Annotated in this window: 15 protein-coding genes; 9 read left to right on the top strand and 6 right to left on the bottom strand. The window is 61.6% G+C overall.

The genetic code is table 11. The annotated features are described in order from the left end of the window. Window positions 1-5 precede the first annotated feature (5 nt). A complete protein-coding gene (locus ACV17W_RS06330; RefSeq protein WP_462595571.1) occupies window positions 6-1,205 on the bottom strand; it encodes an iron-containing alcohol dehydrogenase in 1,200 nt (399 codons plus the stop codon). A gap of 169 nt (window positions 1,206-1,374) precedes the next feature. Here ACV17W_RS06330 and ACV17W_RS06325 point away from each other — a divergent pair, with 169 nt between their 5' ends. The 5 genes from ACV17W_RS06325 (at window position 1,375) to ACV17W_RS06305 (ending at window position 6,252) form a co-directional block, all read left to right on the top strand. Then, window positions 1,375-2,061 carry a GntR family transcriptional regulator gene (locus tag ACV17W_RS06325; protein ID WP_462595570.1) on the top strand — a complete coding sequence of 229 codons (687 nt, stop codon included), beginning with the start codon at window positions 1,375-1,377 and terminating at the stop codon, window positions 2,059-2,061. A 17-nt stretch (window positions 2,062-2,078) separates the two neighbouring features. After that, window positions 2,079-3,650 carry a sugar ABC transporter ATP-binding protein gene (locus ACV17W_RS06320; protein WP_462595569.1) on the top strand — a complete coding sequence of 524 codons (1,572 nt, stop codon included), beginning with the start codon at window positions 2,079-2,081 and terminating at the stop codon, window positions 3,648-3,650. Continuing rightward, the gene (locus ACV17W_RS06315) at window positions 3,616-4,611 is read left to right on the top strand and encodes an ABC transporter permease (RefSeq protein ID WP_462595568.1); all 996 of its coding nucleotides are present in this window, start codon (window positions 3,616-3,618) and stop codon (window positions 4,609-4,611) included. The genes ACV17W_RS06320 and ACV17W_RS06315 overlap by 35 nt, the downstream gene beginning before the upstream one ends. Before the next feature lie 35 nt (window positions 4,612-4,646). Beyond that, window positions 4,647-5,600 (top strand): substrate-binding domain-containing protein, encoded by a 954-nt coding sequence (locus tag ACV17W_RS06310; RefSeq protein ID WP_462595567.1) that lies wholly within the window; start codon window positions 4,647-4,649, stop codon window positions 5,598-5,600. A gap of 64 nt (window positions 5,601-5,664) precedes the next feature. Next, the gene (locus ACV17W_RS06305; protein ID WP_462595566.1) at window positions 5,665-6,252 is read left to right on the top strand and encodes a DJ-1/PfpI family protein; all 588 of its coding nucleotides are present in this window, start codon (window positions 5,665-5,667) and stop codon (window positions 6,250-6,252) included. Between the two features lie 232 nt (window positions 6,253-6,484). On the opposite strand, the gene ACV17W_RS06300 is transcribed toward ACV17W_RS06305, so the two are convergent. From ACV17W_RS06300 to ACV17W_RS06280, 5 genes are read right to left on the bottom strand one after another with little or no spacing between them, the layout of a single operon-like run. Further along, window positions 6,485-7,153: an SOS response-associated peptidase gene (locus tag ACV17W_RS06300; protein WP_462595565.1), complete on the bottom strand. Its 669-nt coding sequence runs from the start codon at window positions 7,151-7,153 to the stop codon at window positions 6,485-6,487. A gap of 46 nt (window positions 7,154-7,199) precedes the next feature. Beyond that, on the bottom strand, window positions 7,200-9,557 hold the full coding sequence (locus ACV17W_RS06295; RefSeq protein ID WP_462595564.1) for a hypothetical protein: 2,358 nt from the start codon (window positions 9,555-9,557) through the stop codon (window positions 7,200-7,202). Window positions 9,558-9,559: 2 nt separating this feature from the next. Further along, on the bottom strand, window positions 9,560-10,474 hold the full coding sequence (locus ACV17W_RS06290) for a hypothetical protein (RefSeq protein ID WP_462595563.1): 915 nt from the start codon (window positions 10,472-10,474) through the stop codon (window positions 9,560-9,562). Further along, on the bottom strand, window positions 10,441-11,082 hold the full coding sequence (locus tag ACV17W_RS06285; RefSeq protein ID WP_462595562.1) for a class I SAM-dependent methyltransferase: 642 nt from the start codon (window positions 11,080-11,082) through the stop codon (window positions 10,441-10,443). The genes ACV17W_RS06290 and ACV17W_RS06285 overlap by 34 nt, the downstream gene beginning before the upstream one ends. Continuing rightward, window positions 11,082-12,092, bottom strand: a complete 1,011-nt coding sequence (locus ACV17W_RS06280) for a glycosyltransferase family 2 protein (RefSeq protein ID WP_462595561.1) — start codon at window positions 12,090-12,092, stop codon at window positions 11,082-11,084. The genes ACV17W_RS06285 and ACV17W_RS06280 overlap by 1 nt, the downstream gene beginning before the upstream one ends. A gap of 531 nt (window positions 12,093-12,623) precedes the next feature. Here ACV17W_RS06280 and ACV17W_RS06275 point away from each other — a divergent pair. Genes ACV17W_RS06275 through ACV17W_RS06260 form a run of 4 tightly spaced genes read left to right on the top strand, consistent with a single transcriptional unit; the run spans window position 12,624 to window position 15,752 of the window. Further along, a complete protein-coding gene (locus ACV17W_RS06275; protein ID WP_462595560.1) occupies window positions 12,624-13,295 on the top strand; it encodes a GntR family transcriptional regulator in 672 nt (223 codons plus the stop codon). 48 nt (window positions 13,296-13,343) lie between these two features. Beyond that, window positions 13,344-14,258 carry a fumarylacetoacetate hydrolase family protein gene (locus tag ACV17W_RS06270; RefSeq protein ID WP_462595559.1) on the top strand — a complete coding sequence of 305 codons (915 nt, stop codon included), beginning with the start codon at window positions 13,344-13,346 and terminating at the stop codon, window positions 14,256-14,258. Between the two features lie 40 nt (window positions 14,259-14,298). Next, entirely contained in the window at window positions 14,299-14,694 is a 396-nt protein-coding gene (locus tag ACV17W_RS06265) for a cupin domain-containing protein (protein WP_462595558.1), read from the top strand. A gap of 41 nt (window positions 14,695-14,735) precedes the next feature. Next, window positions 14,736-15,752 carry a TRAP transporter substrate-binding protein gene (locus ACV17W_RS06260; RefSeq protein WP_462595557.1) on the top strand — a complete coding sequence of 339 codons (1,017 nt, stop codon included), beginning with the start codon at window positions 14,736-14,738 and terminating at the stop codon, window positions 15,750-15,752. Window positions 15,753-15,771 lie beyond the last annotated feature (19 nt).

The following is a 15,771-nucleotide window of genomic DNA, read 5'->3' as shown; positions in this document are numbered from 1 at the left end:
GGTAGTTAGCGCAATGCGTCGCGGTCGCCGGTGTACGCGGCCGTAACGAGGGTATGCATGTCGGGCAGCGGCAGCGCGCGGGGGTTGTTCTGGATGAGCCGCGCGATACCGCAGCTTTGCTCCGCGACCCAACCGAGCTTGTCTTCGGCCAGGCCCAGGTCGCGCAGTGTCGGCGGGATTCCGATGCCGGCGAAGAGCGCCGCCAGGGCGGGTATCACAGCCGCGGCGTCGTGCAAGTCCACGGCGCGCGCGATCTGTGCGAGTTCGGGCTGAATGGCGGGCGCGTTCCACGTCATGACATAAGGCATCAGGCACGCGACTCCCGCGCCGTGCGCGGTATGGGTCAATGCGCCCACGGGATACTGGATGGCGTGGGCGGCGGCCGTGCCCGCCACGCCAAAAGCCAGCCCGGCAAGGGTTGCGCCCATCATTACATTGGCGCGTGCCGTGCGGTCCGAACCGTCGCGGCAGGCGGCGGCGAGCCCTTGCCACAGCAGGGCAATGGCGCGCAAGGCAAACTGATCCGACAGTGCATTCTTGCCCACGAAGACGCGCTCTTGAACAATGCCGGGAACCGGGTCGCGCCGGATGGCGGTGTATGCCTCAATAGCGTGTGTCATGGCATCCGCGCCCGCGATCGCCGTCAGGCTCGGCGGGCAGGTCAGCGTCAACTCGGGGTCGCAGATCGAAATCGTGGGAATCAGGTAGGGGCTGGAAATTCCGACCTTGAGGCTGCGCTCGGTGTCGGACAGCACGGCGACGGGGGTCACCTCGGAGCCCGTGCCGGCCGTCGTCGGGACGGCGATCAGGGGCATTACCGGGCCAGGGACCTGATGTTCGCCGTAATAGTCCGAGGGGTGGCGGCCATGCGTCAGCAGCAGGGCCACGCACTTTGCCATGTCCAGGCACGAGCCCCCGCCGACTCCGATGACCAGATCCGGTGCGAAAGCCCGGGCCGCGGCGGCGCTGGCGACGGCCGATTCGATGGGTACGTCGGGAAGGGTGGAACTGTCCAGCCGTACGGCGAGGCCCGCGGCCTCGAGGTCACGCTGCATCGCGTGCAGGTCGCCATCGCCGGCCAGGCGCGTGTCGGTGACCAGCAGGGCGCGCTTGCCAAGGCGAGCGGCTGCCTGTCCCAGCGCGTGCCGCTGCCCGTAACCGAAGATCAGTTCGCGGGGGGCCCTGATCGTGCCGAACGCGTTCATGGGGGTTCCTTTATATAAGAAGGGCGCGGCCTCGCCGCTACACAGCCCCCAAGCACCGAACTTGAGCGCCGAATTATCTGATATCGGATCGTATAGGATATTTTATTTGACATCAAATATCCTATCTGCAAGAATTTGCTCGCGTCTATGCCGTATCAGGAGAATCAATGTGGCCCCCGCAGCCGAACCGATAACCAAGCCGATTAATGTCAGGCCCAGCAGCATGGTCGACGGCGTGTACGACCACATCTATCACAAGCTGATGGCCCTCGAGATCGCGCCCGGCGCCCGGATTCCCATTGATGTGCTGGCACGTGAACTGGGAGTCTCGCAGACCCCCGTCCGTGAAGCGCTCAGCCGCCTCGAACGCGAAGGGCTGGTGCGCAAAGAGCATCTCATCGGCTATCACGCGGCGCCGCAGTGGTCGCGCAAGCAATTCGACGATCTCTATGCTTTCCGCCTGCTGCTCGAGCCCGAGGCGGCCCGGCTGGCGGCGCTCCACATGACCCCGGATGATCTGCAGTCGCTGGAAAATTCCGCCGCCGATATGGGGCATGGCGAAGCCCCGGTCGACCGCAATACGCGTTACTCGCGTTTCGCCCGCGCAGATGCCAATTTCCACGATGAGATCATGCGCATCGCCGGCAACGAGGTCATCCGCACCACGCTATACAACCTGCACGTTCACCTGCATATCTTTCGCCTCATGTTCCACACCCGGGTGACCCAGGAGGCCCTGCAGGAACACGAGACCCTGCTCGCGGCGTTCCGGGCCAACGATCCTGACGCGGCGTACACGGCCATGCACGAGCACATCCAGCGCTCTCGCGACCGTCTGCTGTCGGCCTTCGAATGAACGCCCCGGCGCGCCTCATGCCCGACCAGGCCGGATTCGATTCGGCGCCGGCCACTTTGCGGGCCGAAGGTCTGGGCAAGGCTTACGGCCCTATCACGGTGCTGTCGGATATCACGCTCGATATCCGGGCCGGCGAAGTCCACGCCATCATCGGCGAGAACGGCGCAGGCAAGTCCACCCTGATGAAACTGCTGTCCGGCCATGTGGTTCCCACCTCGGGCAAGTTGGTGGCCGAAGGGCGCGAGGTGGCATTTTCCGACGCTGTCGCCGCCGAGGCTGCGGGTATCGTGCTGATCCACCAGGAAATTCTGCTGGCGCCCGACCTTACCGTCGCGCAGAATCTTTTCCTGGGCCGCGAGCTCAGGCGCGGGCTGGCCGTGGACGACCGCGAAATGAATCGACGCGCGGCCGACTTGCTGGCGCGCGTGGGCTCGGTGGCGCGCGCGCGCGATCGCGTGGGCGACTTGCCCCTGGCCCAGCGCCAGCTGGTGCAGATCGCGCGAGCGCTGCTCTACCAGCATAAGGTGGTGATCTTCGACGAACCCACCGCCGTGCTGGCCAACGATGAAGTCGCCGCGTTGCTGGACATCGTGCGCAGCCTGCGTTCCCAGGGGGTCGCGGTGTTGTACATTTCGCACCGCCTCGAAGAAGTGCAGGCGCTTGCCGACCGCGTCACCGTGCTGCGCGACGGACGCATGGTGGGCACCTGGCCCGCGGCCGGCATGGGGCAACGCCAGATGGCCGAGCTGATGGTCGGACGGTCGCTCGAAATGCTCTATCCCTCCAAGCGGGACCAGGTCCACGCCGAGCCCATCCTGTCGGTGACCGATCTCGAGGTCGACCGCGGCGCCCGCAAAGGTTCGTTCAGTGTCAGGCCCGGCGAAGTGCTGGGACTGGCCGGAATGGTCGGGGCGGGCCGCACCGAGCTGATGGAAGGTCTGGTTGGCTTGCGGCCCGCCCAGGCGGGCAAAGTCGTGTTGAACGGGCGCGAAATTTCCGGCCGCTCCGTGCGCAGCATGATGGACGCCGGGCTCGTATACCTGACCGAAGACCGCAAAGGCAAGGGCCTGCTGCTGAACGAAAGGCTGGGGCCCAACCTGACATTGCAGGCCCTGGATCGCGTCAATCCTTCGCCGGTGCTCGACCGCAAATCGGAACTGACCGCGTTGCGCAAGGCGGTTGCCGACTATGACATCCGCGTACGGGCCCTGTCGCTCGAGGCGGGCAAACTGTCAGGAGGCAACCAGCAAAAGCTGCTGCTGGCCAAGGTCATGATGGCCGAACCTTCGGTGGTCATCATCGACGAGCCCACTCGCGGCGTGGATATCGGAAACAAGAGCCAGATCTACGAAGTCATCGACGCCCTGGTGCGGGCGGGCAAAGCGTGCATCGTCATTTCATCTGAAATGCAGGAACTGGTCGGCCTTGCTGATCGCGTGCTGGTGATGCGCGCGGGGCGCATTGTCGCCGAGTTCGCGGGTGCAGACATCAACGAAGAAAACATAGTCTACGCCGCGACTGCCGGCGCAACAGACAGCCGAGGGGAGACAACACATGAACACCGCGACCGCAACCATCCCGAGCACTGAGCGCGGCAGCCGCATTCGCTGGGCGGACCTGGCGCCGTTCATCGCGCTTGCGGTCATTCTGCTGCTGGGCGCGATGATCAATTCCAATTTCATCTCTCCCGCAAACCTGGCCAATGTGGTCACACGCAGCGCCTTCATCGCCATCATCGCGGTCGGCGCCACCTTCGTGATTTCGTCCGGGGGCCTGGACCTTTCAGTTGGATCGATGATGGCGTTCGTGACAGGCATCATGATCATGGTCATGAACAGCCTCGCGCCCTCTTTCGGAAATTGGGCGATTCCCATGGGGGCTTGCGTGGCCATCGTCGTCGGAACGCTGTGCGGGTTGTTCAACGGGCTGATCGTCACGGCCGGGCGCATAGAGCCATTCATCGTGACACTCGGCACGATGGGCATATTCCGCGCTTTCATCACTTTCATGACCAACGGGGGCTCGCTTCCCATTGACCGCAGCTTGCGCGAAGCATATCGGCCCGTGTATTTCGGGAATTTCCTGGGCATTCCCTATCCCGTATTGATCACTCTGGTGGTCGTGCTGATCGGTGCGTTCCTGTTGTATCGCACCAAGTACGGCCGACACCTGACATCGGTGGGTTCTAACGCCGAGGTCGCGCGCTTTTCGGGCGTCAACGTCAATCGGGTACGTACGACCGCCTATGTCGTGCAGGGCTTCTGTGTCGCCGTTGCTGCCATCTGCTATGTGCCCCGGCTCGGAGCGGCCACGCCCACGACAGGCCAGCTCTGGGAACTGCAGGTGATTACGGCAGTCGTGATCGGAGGCACGCTGCTCCGGGGCGGTCGGGGCCGCATCTGGGGAACCGTTGCCGGTGCGTTGATTCTGGAGGTAATCGCGAACGTGATGGTCCTGTCCGACCTGGTTTCCGAGTATCTCATCGCCGCGGTGCAGGGCGCCATCATCATCATCGCCATGCTCGCACATCGCTTCACCAACAGCCGTTAACAAGGCGTAGCAGTCCATCCAGAGGAGAACAGAACATGAAAGCAATCAGGGCATTGTCCGTAGCCGCGCTAGCGGCGGGCATGACGTTCGGCAGTGCGCAGGCTCAGGCCAAGGACGTCACCATCGCCGTTTCCATTCCCGCCGCCACGCACGGCTGGACCGGTGGCGTGGTCTACCATGCCGAGCAGGCCGCGAAGGAAATCAAGGCTGCATTCCCTCACATCGACGTAGTGGTCTCGACGTCGCCGTCGGCTACCGCACAGGTGTCGGCCCTGGAAGATCTGTCCGCAACCCGCAAGCTCGACGCGCTCGTTATTCTTCCGTTCACTTCGGAAGAACTGACCGGCCCCGTGGAGCAGCTCAAAGCCAAGGGCACGTTCATTTCGGTGGTGGATCGCGGTCTTACCGATCCCTCCGTGCAAGACCTCTACGTCGCCGGCGACAACATCGCCGTGGGCGCGAATACGGCGCGGTGGCTGTCTGAACAACTTGGCGGCAAGGGGCAGATCGTGGTGTTGCGCGGCATTCCCACCGTGATCGATGACGAGCGCATCAAGGGCTTCACCGATGTCATTTCCAAAACCGACATCAAGATCCTTGATATCCAGTATGCCAACTGGAATCAGGATGAAGCCTTCAAGCTGATGCAGGATTACCTGTCCAAGTACTCCACGATCGACGCGGTTTGGGCCAATGACGACGACATGCTGCTGGGCGTCATCGAAGCCGTCGACCAGGCGCGCCGCACAGACGTCAAGTACGCCTTGGGTGGCAATGGAATGAAGCAGGTCATCGAGATGGTCAAGGCCGGCGACAAGCGCACGCCCATTTCGACCCCTTACCCTCCTGCGATGATCAAATCGGCCATCTACATGACAGCCGGCCAATTCGCCGGGCAGGCGCCCATGCGTGGCAGCTTCCTGCTCGACGCGCCGTTGATCACCGCGGAGAACGCCGACCAGTTCTATTTCCCCAAATCTCCGTTCTAACCTACAGGCGCGGCGTGCCTGCACGACACACGCCGCGCTTCTTCACCACAGCAGGAGACACACAATGAGCGGTAAAAAAATTCTTATGCTTACCGGCGAGTTCACCGAGGAGTATGAGATCTACGTATTCCAGCAAGGCATGGAGGCTGTCGGCCATGTGGTGCATGTGGTGTGCCCCGACAAGAAAGCGGGCGACCGGATCAAGACCTCGCTGCACGACTTCGAAGGCGACCAGACCTACACCGAGAAGCTCGGTCATTACGCGGACATCAACAAAACGTTCTCCGAGGTCAACGTCGAGGAATACCATGCGGTGTATGCGGCGGGCGGCCGGGGTCCGGAATACATCCGTACGGACCCGCGCATCCAGGCCATGGTGCGGCATTTCCACGAAACGGGTAAACCCATCTTCACCATCTGCCACGGCGTGCAGATCCTCATGGCCGTGCCCGGCGTGCTCAAGGGCAGGAAGGTCGCGGGCCTGGGAGCGTGCGAGCCCGAGGTGACCGCGGTAGGAGGCACCTTCATCGACGTCAAGCCCAATGAAGCCTATGTCGACGGCAATCTCGTTTCTGCGAAGGGCTGGACGGGTCTGGCCGCGTTCATGCGCGAATGCATGAAGGTGCTTGGCACTCGCATCACGCACGAATGAACCTGCGGGGCCGGCCCGCCCGGGCCGGCAGGTTCAGGCCAGGCTCTGCGCACTCTGGGCCGAGCGCGCCACGGCCAGTTCATGGTCGGCGCGGCTGCGCTCGCGATCTTCCAGAAACCAGGCGTTCGACAGGCAGCGCGGGCCATTACCCAGCGCGGCAGGCGCCCGCGTTCCAACGCAGCGCCCGCTACAACGCTATCGAGCCCGCACGCGCGATCACAGGAGCCGGCGGCTACTCCCGCGGCTGCGGCGTGGCGGCCAGTGCGTCGGCGGGGTACGGCGCCAGCAGGTCACGGACGTCCGACGGGCTGCCCTCCAGCCAGTCGCCATAAGCCCCATCGGGCAAAATCACGACCATCCGCTTTTCTTCGTTGGGACGGTGGTACTGCTGGAACAGGGGGTGGGCATCGGCATTGATGGTCAGCATCGTATATGACAGGCGCCAGTTGCCCTGGGCATCCTTGTACTGGTCCCATAAGCCGGCAATGCCCATCGGCAATCCGTCCAGGCGTGTGAACCGGGTGGCTATCGCCTTGCCCGATCGCCAGTCCGGCTCGTAGATCGCTTCCGCCGGAACAATGCAGCGCTGCCCCTTGCGCCAGGCGTTGCCGAACGTATACGACCCGGGCGCGGTCTCCGAGCGGGCGTTGAAGGTCGATAGCTTCTCAGCCTTGGCAAGGCCTTCCGCCCGCGTCATCGAAGATATCAGCCCCCAGCGCCCGAGCTCGACTTCACGATCGGGTACGGCATCGTCGCCGGCGTCCCATTCCGGCGGCCTGCGCACAAATTCGCCCAGGCGGCGGGGCCACATGTCCCAGTTCGGTGGCAGCGGGATTCCACGTGCCCTGAAATACTTTTCAAGCTGGTCGCGCTTCTTGATGCCTTGGTAATGGCTGCACATGGACCTGATTGTCGAGAAACCCGGTAGTCCAGTGTAAGGGCAGGCCTTATCCGGGCCAAGCCGCGCCGCCCGCCCGCCTGACCCGATCCAGCTCGACCCGTTGCAGGGCAATCCCGAGAATGCGGCGATCGGCGGAGCCCGTCAGCAGCTCGGGCGACGTGGCGCCGCTTACGGCGATCTCAACGGTTCGCGTGCGCCCGGTTCCGCTGAGCGGCACGTTGATCGACATGGCATCTGAAGAGCGGGTTGCGATTTCCTGGGACCAGTTCCATTCCTGCTCCGCGCTGCCGAAATGCACCCTGACCTCACGCTGTGGGCTGGCGCCGAACACAAAGAAGGTCAATTTCGCCTCGCAATAATCCGAGCTGCAGTCTTCAGGTATGGGCAGCGTCAGTCTGGCGGTCTCCATGGACCAGACATGTGCCGCCTCCAGTTCATGCCATCCATCGCTCAGCACATAGGCTGATTGCTCGAAATCGGGCCCGATGGAGATCGGGTACGTGCTGCTGGCAACGATGGTGTCGCGCAAGGCGCGACGGCTCGCTTCGGTGGAAAGGTCGGCGCGCAGCCTGACCGTGGCAAACAGCGGCGATTCCACGACATCTAAAAAGGGCACAGCCCGCAAGGCGGCAAGGGTGGGCCGAAGCTGGGCCTGGCGTTCGGCGGGACACACGAAGCCGGGAATTCTGCGGAAGCTCTCCGTGATCCTGGCCGTCGTTTCATCGACGCAGGGCCACAAATGGGGCGACCACAACATGTCGAAATACGGAACAACGACCACATCGGCGTGGCCGTCGAGCAGCAGCTTCGCAACCTGAGGCGCCTTGTACGCCTCGACCTTGTCGCCCAGGCCGTGCATGCCCGCCGGCCACGCCAACTGGGCGGCGGCAAGGTTCTTGTCACCGCCTATATTGAACGTGCGAAAGCCGGTTCTTGGCGCCAGATAGTTGGCGATGAAGTCATTGCCCCACGGTAGAAATGCCACCCTTTCGGCCGGGCGGATATGCTGGCGGAGTTGCGACACCAATACCTGGTCGATCTGTTCAAACATGCTTCGGTTGTCGATACCGCGATGCCAGTTTATCGTCGGATGGGGCAAGTTCAGCAAAATCACTGCAAGCAGCAGGGCCGACCACACCCGGGCGCTTTTCCCGTCAGATTGCGCCATACGGATTGCAATGAGCAGCCACAGGGCAAAGATGCCGAGCGCAGACCAGCGATAAGCGGCACGCATCACATTGAAGCCGGGCAGGTTCGCCGAGATCCACGCGTTCCCCGTCGGGGCGATGGCATATTCAGCGGCCATCGTGGAGACATGGCGAAGTGGTGCGTTCGCCCCTTGCTCCGCGCCAGGCTTGGTCGAGTTGATCTTCAACGATGGGCCCAGCGCCATATAGAAGCCAAACAGCGCGATGAGCAGAATGCCGGTGGAGATTCGCGTCCGGTGCCTGAGGCGCAGCCAGGCGAGCAGGCCGCAGATACACAGCGGAAGCGCAAACGTCGTCTGCCATACAGAGCCATCCCCGAAGTAGCGCTCGCCCGTGCGCTCCAGGCTGAAACCCAGCATATCGGGCAGCCAGAGCATGCCTTTTGTGGGTATGGCAAAAAAGGCCAGGTCCAGGCCCCAGCCCCGGAAGAAATCGACCGGGTGCGCCTCGAAGCTCGATTTGCCGATATAAGCACTGAAAAGCAGGTAGGCCAGCGCGAAGCTGCCCACGTGGGCCGGTATTGCGATTCTGGCCAGCACGGGCCTGATATCTGGCCGTGTCAACAGCACATAGGCCAATAGGCAACTGGCGCCGATGGCAAACATCATGAAGGTATAGCCATCCATGAACACCGCGACCACGGCCGCCCCGGCGTAGGTGGCCACCGCTGTGGCCGGGATTCGGGTGCTGTCGCGCCCGATCAGGAATAGCCCGAGCGCAGCCAGGAAATAAAAAGGCAACAACGCGATGCCCAGCGACAGCATGCTGTAGCCGGCATGCGCCCAGACAACCGGCATGGTCATCCAGACCACGGCCACCAACAGGGCCACAGGCCGCGTGCCGCCGAACCGGCGGGGGATCAGGTAAGCGCAGGCGAAGGAAAAGCCCAGCCAGAACGTCACCATACCGATATAGGCGTCGGCAGGCTGCAGTCCGATTCGTATCAACAGGCTGGCAGGCCAGGCGCCTGCCAGGCCGAATGCAATGGCTGCAGGCTTGGGGATTCCGAAATCACGCGCGTAGAAGTCGAATAATGAGCCATTGGCCAGCGACTGCGAAAACCCTGTAGTCCATACGGCCTGGCCCAACGTAGGCAACATGACGAAAGGCACTGCGGCATTCACGTACAGGACGATGAAGACCGCCGCGAATGCCAGGATCAGCTCCCTGGTGTTCCAAGCGCTCTTTGCTGCCATGGTTACTTACTCTCGATTTCGCAGGAAGGGGACGCGATGGCGTATGCGGCCATGAAGAACAGGAAGTCGCCCACGACGGTGACGAGTCGGCCCAGCAGCACGGCCATCAAAAGCTCCGAGCCGCCCACCATGCCCTCAAGCAATAGCAACACGACCATTTCACGAACCCCGACACCCGCCGGCGCACCGGGCGTCACCAGCCCCACCAGCCAGGCGGCGATGTAGACGCCTCCTATGGTCAGCCAATCTCCGGCTGTCAATCCGTTGCCGCCCGTGATCATCGCCAGCAGCACGATGAAAACCGCCCCGGAGCTCACCAGGAAAAGCGTCTGCAAAAGGAACGCCCAGGCAGCGTCACGGCCGGCCACCGCTCGCAGTACCACTCCGGACAGTGCGACCGACGCCAACAGTATGAATACGGCACCGGCCTGGGGCAGGGCGGGCGCCAGCAGCGGCACTATCAGCCAGCTGAACTGTGCCCCCGCCATGGCGAGCAAGCCCAGTTCCCAAACCATTGACTTGGCCAGCGCTCCGGCTGCCATGCCCTGGGCCATGCCTAGAGCCTGTCTGCCGGCAAGCTGAAAAATATTGCCTGGCACGTACTTGGCCAGTTGCGATAGTCCGTAAACCCTGACGGCCAAGGGGCGTGGAATCGAAACGCGGAGGCGGCGCAGCAAATGCCACCATGCGATGGCAAGCAGCCAATTTGCCGCGCCATACGCCACCGACAGCGCGGCGATGATACCCCAGGCCATCGGGGTCAATTTCGACAGATCGAGATCAAGCCAGTAATCGTGCAGCCGCGCTCCCACGAACCAGATGGCTGCGAGGGCCAGACCGCTTCCCGCCCAATGCAGCGCACGCCGTTGTGCCGGGGACATTTTCATCGATACGGACGGCAGAGCAGCATGGTCCACGGCAGGGGACTTCTCGTTTCGACGACCTCGAAGTATCTGGACACCATGCGCACGAAGCCATGCCTGGACCAGTGCTGGATGTGTCCGGGCGTATTGCCCCAGCGGGTAAGGTATTTGCCGCGTGCCATGTTCAGGGCGCACCACAGCGGTTCGCGCGGAACACTGACGATGAGATGGCGCCCGACCACGCGTTGCAATGCCTGAAGACCGGCCTCGGGGTCCTCGAGATGTTCCAGCACCTCGCAGCACACGATCAGGTCTGCGCTGTCTTGGACCGCGTCCAGCTCATAGATGCTGCGAGCCTCGAACAAGGCGGCCGGCAACCCGCGCTGTGATGCGTTCTCCCGCGCGATATCTACCACCTCGTGCGAAAAATCGCACCCTCGTGCGGACAGGCCTTGTTCGTTCCACCGCAATACCCAATAACCTTCGCCACAACCGATTTCATGAATCGAGCCCGGGGCTGCCACATTCACGAAGTCGCCAAGCGCGGTGTGGAACCCCTTCATCATCCATTTGACGATCGGGTTGCGCGAGCCGTATTTGTCATAGGTGTTGCCGATGACGACTCCGCCTTCTTCAGCTCCGCCAGCAATCTTGATACTCATCAGGCCGTTCTCTCATGTCGGGCGGGCGCCGTCGTCGAGGCCGCTGTTTCGAATTCGGTGTGGCCGCGCCTTTCCTGAGGCGCCGAGGCCGTGGCCCTGAAGCGTATGTCTTCCAGAAGCTTGCGGTTTGCCGCCAGCAGATCGGCGACAAACGCCACGAGCAGAGTCTGAAAACCCATGCCCAGCAGCACCGAGGCCAGTATGAGGGATTGAATGTGCCCCGCGCCGTTGCCCTGCAGATAGTTCCACAGAAAGCGCACGCCGATCAGGAAGCCGGCAAGAAAAAGCACCGAGCCTATGGTCCCGAAGAACCGGAACGGCCGATAGATGACGAATATCCGAATAATGGTGACGATGCTGCGCTTCACATACGAAGGAATGCTTTTCACCAGCCTCGATGGGCGCAATTCGCCATTCACCCGTATTGGCACCGACACAATGGCCATGTTCTTCTGGCCGGCCTGGATGATGGTTTCCAGTGTGTAGGTGTAATCGCTGAACACGACCAGCCGTTGCGCGGCCGCTCGTGTCATCGCCCTGAATCCGCTTGGAGCATCCGGGATATCGGTCTTGCTGGCCACACGAACCACCCAGCTTCCCAATCGTTGAAGCAGCTTCTTGATGGGTGAGAAATGCTCTATGGCCTCTATGGGCCGGGCGCCCACCACAATCTCGGCCCGCTGCTGCAGGATCGGGCGCACCAGTGCCGGGATATCGTCGGCGTTGTACTGATTGTCGGCGTCCGTATTCACGATCACGTCCGCGCCCAGGCGCAGGCTCGCCTCGAGGCCGGTCATGAATGCCCGCGCCAGGCCCTTGTTGCCCAGATGCCTGACGACGTGATCAACCCCGTGCGCCTTAGCCACGTCCACTGTGTCGTCCTGGCTGCCATCGTCGATGATCAGCCATTCCACGCAATCGAAGCCCGGCACGGTGCGCGGCAGCGCCGCAAGCGCGATGGCCAGCGTCTGGGCTTCATTGAAGCAGGGGATCTGGATGACAAGTTTCATTCGGCGGCTCCCCTGAATAAGACCGCGGCTCCGCATTCGATGTCAGAGCCACTGAACAAAAGCCAGGCGCGGCGGTCGTCGGCGTGGTATCGCGACTTGCGCACGCACCGCGGTGTGCAACAGGCCTGCTGAGTGCGGCACGGCGTACGTCGCGCTGCACGAGCCGATTGGGTCTGCCGTGCGCCGCGACCAGCGCGCCGTGTTGCGTCCCCAAACGATACGTCTACTCCAGGTGGAAAGCATACGCCGAGAAGGGCAGTGCCAATGGGATACATCGCTTTCCTCCTGAGCGCGAGGGCCGCTGGCGCTCAGCGCTGCTTTTTGATAATAAAGTACATATATTATTACAAATATTGGGGCCCGGGGCCGGTGATTGCCCCCTCGTCGCCTTGTTGGGTGCCGCGGGGGGACTACGCCTGGCTGCTCCGATCCGCCGGCACTATGGTCCGGTACTTTGGTGAAAACCCCAATAGCGCCGTGCATGCGACGGACCTATATTGCGTGCGACTCACCTGGATTGCATACAAAACGATGAATGGCATACAAAAAAAGCCCGGCGGGCAGTCCGTGTACGAGGATGTCAGCGCGCTGCTGCGGGACATGATGAAGGACATCACCGAGCCTGTGCGGGTGCGTGAGGAAGACCTCGCTCAGCAGCTTGGCGTCAGTCGTACCCCAGTTCGCGAGGCACTGATCCGGCTCGAGAGCACCGGCATGGTTCACCTGCGCCCGGGCCGTGGCGCCCTGTTGTCGCCCGTGACGGACGATGAATACCTTGAGTGGTTGCAATTGCGTGAGCAGCTTGAGGGTTTTGCCACGCGCGAGGCGGCGTTGAACGCGTCGCAGCGCGACGTTGAACGGCTCCGCGCTTTGTTCACCCCGTTTATTGGTCTGGAAGAGGGGGAGTTTCCTGCATCGTCTTATGGACAGGCCAACGTCGCTTTCCATAAGCAGATCATTGCGTTAGCCAACAATCGATTGCTCGAACGCGTATGGGCAGCATTCGGGCACCGTCAAACTACGTATCGCCGTCAAACCATCAAGCGGTTGCATCGATTCGATGCGTCGTTGCGCGAGCACCTGGCCATCATCGAGGCCATCGAACGTCGGGATGCCGAGCTGGCAGAAAAGCTGGCCAAAGCCCATGTTCGCACGCTTTGCGACACCTTTATAAAGTCCACGAAGCCGGTGGACAGCGCCTGAGTCCAAGCCAGGCTTCGCCCTTTCCAACCATACCGAATCGAGCCTGAAATGAAATTTCTGACATTCTCCGTGCAGCAGCAGTCCCGCCTCGGTTTGTTGCTGGATCGCGACCGTGTTCTGGATCTGAGCGCCGCGCTGGCGGCGCGCACCGACCTTGATCTGCCTGGGCCGGTCAATAGTGTTGGTGAGCTGATCGCGTTGGGTGATGCTGTCGTCGACCGGATCATTTCTGCCCGTCTGCACGAGTCGGTGAAGGTGGACGCGCTACCGACGCTGGATTCGCTGCAGCTTCTGCCGCCCATCGCCATGAAACGCAACGTGTTCTGCGTGGGGCGCAACTATCGTGAGCACATCATTGAAGGCAATCTTGCACGCGGCCGACCAGCCGACCTGTTTCCCGAGGCCATTGAGTTCTTCACCAAGGCGCCCACAGCCGTCATCGGCCACGGCGGCAAGGTGAAACGCCATACGCAGCTGACCAATAGCCTTGATTATGAGGTGGAACTGGCAGTTGTGATCGGTCGAGCAGGCGCAGATATCACCCGCGACAAAGCGATGGAGCACGTCTTTGGCTTCACCATTGTCAACGACATCACCGCCCGCGATCTGCAGGCGCGTCATGGCCAGTGGTTCAAAGGAAAAAGCCTGGACACCAGCTGCCCGATGGGACCCGTCGTGGTGCATCGATCCGCGATCGCCGATCCCAATAATTTGACCGTGTCGCTCACGGTCAATGGCGAAGAGCGCCAGCGTGACAACACGTCGGACATGATTTTTGATGTGGCCGCGATCATTGAGCAGCTCTCGGCAGGCCTGACCCTGCAACCTGGCGATGTGATCGCCACGGGCACGCCGAAGGGGGTGGGTTTTGCGTTGAGCCCGCCGCGGTGCTTGGAAGCTGGCGATGTGGTGTCGGCAACCATCGAAAACATCGGCACCTTGACGAACGAGATCGTCGCTTGACCCAGGGCGGTGCCGTGCACGCCCGCATGAAGGAGAAATAATGAGTATTCCTGAAAGCTTGAAGCCTTATGCCACCGGCGACTTCGCATCGCGTTACGTGAATGTCGACGACCTGCCGTGGAAGCCCACCCCGACACCGGGCATCGACATGAAAATCTTGCTCGACGTGCCGGAAACCGGTTTGCTGACCGCGCTGTTCCGCTGGGCACCCGGCACCGCACTGCCCTTGCACGAGCACGTCGAAATCGAGCAAACCTATGTGCTGAGCGGCAGCATCGTCGACGATGAAGGCGAAGTCCGTGAAGGCAATTATGTATGGCGGCCGAAAGGAAATCGCCACATTGCACGCTCGCCAAATGGGGCGCTGGTGTTGTCGTTCTTTCTCAAGCCGAACAAGTTTCTGGAAGGCGAGCTGGCCGGACAGGAACTGAAGTGAGCAAACAATAGACCATTGAAGTAATCCACAGGAGAGACAAAATGAAATTCAAATATAAGGGTGTTGCAGCAGCGTTGGCCGTCGGACTGCTCGCTGGGATGTCCATGCAAGCTTCGGCCGCAGATATTCAAGAGCGTCGCGCCAAGTTCAGCTATCCAGTCAGCAAGACCAACCCGGTTGGCATGGCGACCGATAAGTTCATCGAGTTGGTCGACCAGAAGTCCAACGGCAAGATCAAGATCACCGGCTATCCCGACGCACAGCTGGGTAACGAACTGCAGGCGATGTCTTCTGCCCAGGGCGGCATCATCGAACTGACCGTCGTGTCGACGGCCGGCGCGGCCAACAACGTGAAAGAGCTGGGGATTTTCGACCTTCCCTTCATGTTCAACTCGGTGGCCGACGCCGACGCCGTGGTCGATGGACCAGTCGGTAAAGAGCTGCTCAAGAAATTTGCCGATAAGAACCTGGTGGGATTGTGTTACTGGGACTTCGGTTTTCGTCAGGTCTCGAACAGCAAGCATCCCATTCAGAAGCTCGAAGACTTTCAAGGTTTGAAGCTGCGTGTGCTGCAAAACCGCATCTACATCGATACGTTCAAGGCGCTGGGTGCCAACCCGTTGCCGCTGCCGTATCCCGAGACATACACGGCGCTGGAAAGCAAAGCGATCGATGGTCAGGAAAGCAGCTATTTGGTGACCAAGAGCAGCGGCTATCAGGATATCCAGAAATACATGACCGAAACCAACCATGTCTTCCTGCCTGCCGTGGTCATGGCCAGCAAGCGCTTTTGGGATCGCCTGAGCAAGGATGAGCAGGCCCTCATCCAGCAGGCGTGCGATGAAGCCGTGATCTATCACCGCCAGATCAGCCGCGAGATGGAAAAGAAGGTGGTTGGTGAGCTGGGTGCCGCAGGCTTGGCAGTCAATAAACTGGAGCCCGCCGAGAAAGAGCGTTTGATAAAGGCAACGGCGGCTGTGACCGAGAAATATAAGGCAGAGCTGGGTGCCGATCTGGTGAATCGCGCTCAAGATTCCATTAAGCAGGCTCGTCAGTAAGCCGCAACACCGGCAGGCG

The organism is Bordetella sp. MIP270_01_BMS (genome assembly GCF_054958705.1).
This window is presented reverse-complemented; position numbering and strand designations above follow the sequence as displayed.

Coding starts and splice junctions, on each gene's coding strand:
- ACV17W_RS06280 (WP_462595561.1), bottom strand. CDS start 12,092: ATGAAACTTGTCATCCAGATCCCCTGCTTCAATGAAGCCCAGACGCTG.
- ACV17W_RS06265 (WP_462595558.1), top strand. CDS start 14,299: ATGAGTATTCCTGAAAGCTTGAAGCCTTATGCCACCGGCGACTTCGCA.
- ACV17W_RS06305 (WP_462595566.1), top strand. CDS start 5,665: ATGAGCGGTAAAAAAATTCTTATGCTTACCGGCGAGTTCACCGAGGAG.
- ACV17W_RS06330 (WP_462595571.1), bottom strand. CDS start 1,205: ATGAACGCGTTCGGCACGATCAGGGCCCCCCGCGAACTGATCTTCGGT.
- ACV17W_RS06295 (WP_462595564.1), bottom strand. CDS start 9,557: ATGGCAGCAAAGAGCGCTTGGAACACCAGGGAGCTGATCCTGGCATTC.
- ACV17W_RS06315 (WP_462595568.1), top strand. CDS start 3,616: ATGAACACCGCGACCGCAACCATCCCGAGCACTGAGCGCGGCAGCCGC.
- ACV17W_RS06310 (WP_462595567.1), top strand. CDS start 4,647: ATGAAAGCAATCAGGGCATTGTCCGTAGCCGCGCTAGCGGCGGGCATG.
- ACV17W_RS06285 (WP_462595562.1), bottom strand. CDS start 11,082: ATGAGTATCAAGATTGCTGGCGGAGCTGAAGAAGGCGGAGTCGTCATC.
- ACV17W_RS06275 (WP_462595560.1), top strand. CDS start 12,624: ATGAATGGCATACAAAAAAAGCCCGGCGGGCAGTCCGTGTACGAGGAT.
- ACV17W_RS06260 (WP_462595557.1), top strand. CDS start 14,736: ATGAAATTCAAATATAAGGGTGTTGCAGCAGCGTTGGCCGTCGGACTG.
- ACV17W_RS06270 (WP_462595559.1), top strand. CDS start 13,344: ATGAAATTTCTGACATTCTCCGTGCAGCAGCAGTCCCGCCTCGGTTTG.
- ACV17W_RS06320 (WP_462595569.1), top strand. CDS start 2,079: ATGCCCGACCAGGCCGGATTCGATTCGGCGCCGGCCACTTTGCGGGCC.
- ACV17W_RS06300 (WP_462595565.1), bottom strand. CDS start 7,153: ATGTGCAGCCATTACCAAGGCATCAAGAAGCGCGACCAGCTTGAAAAG.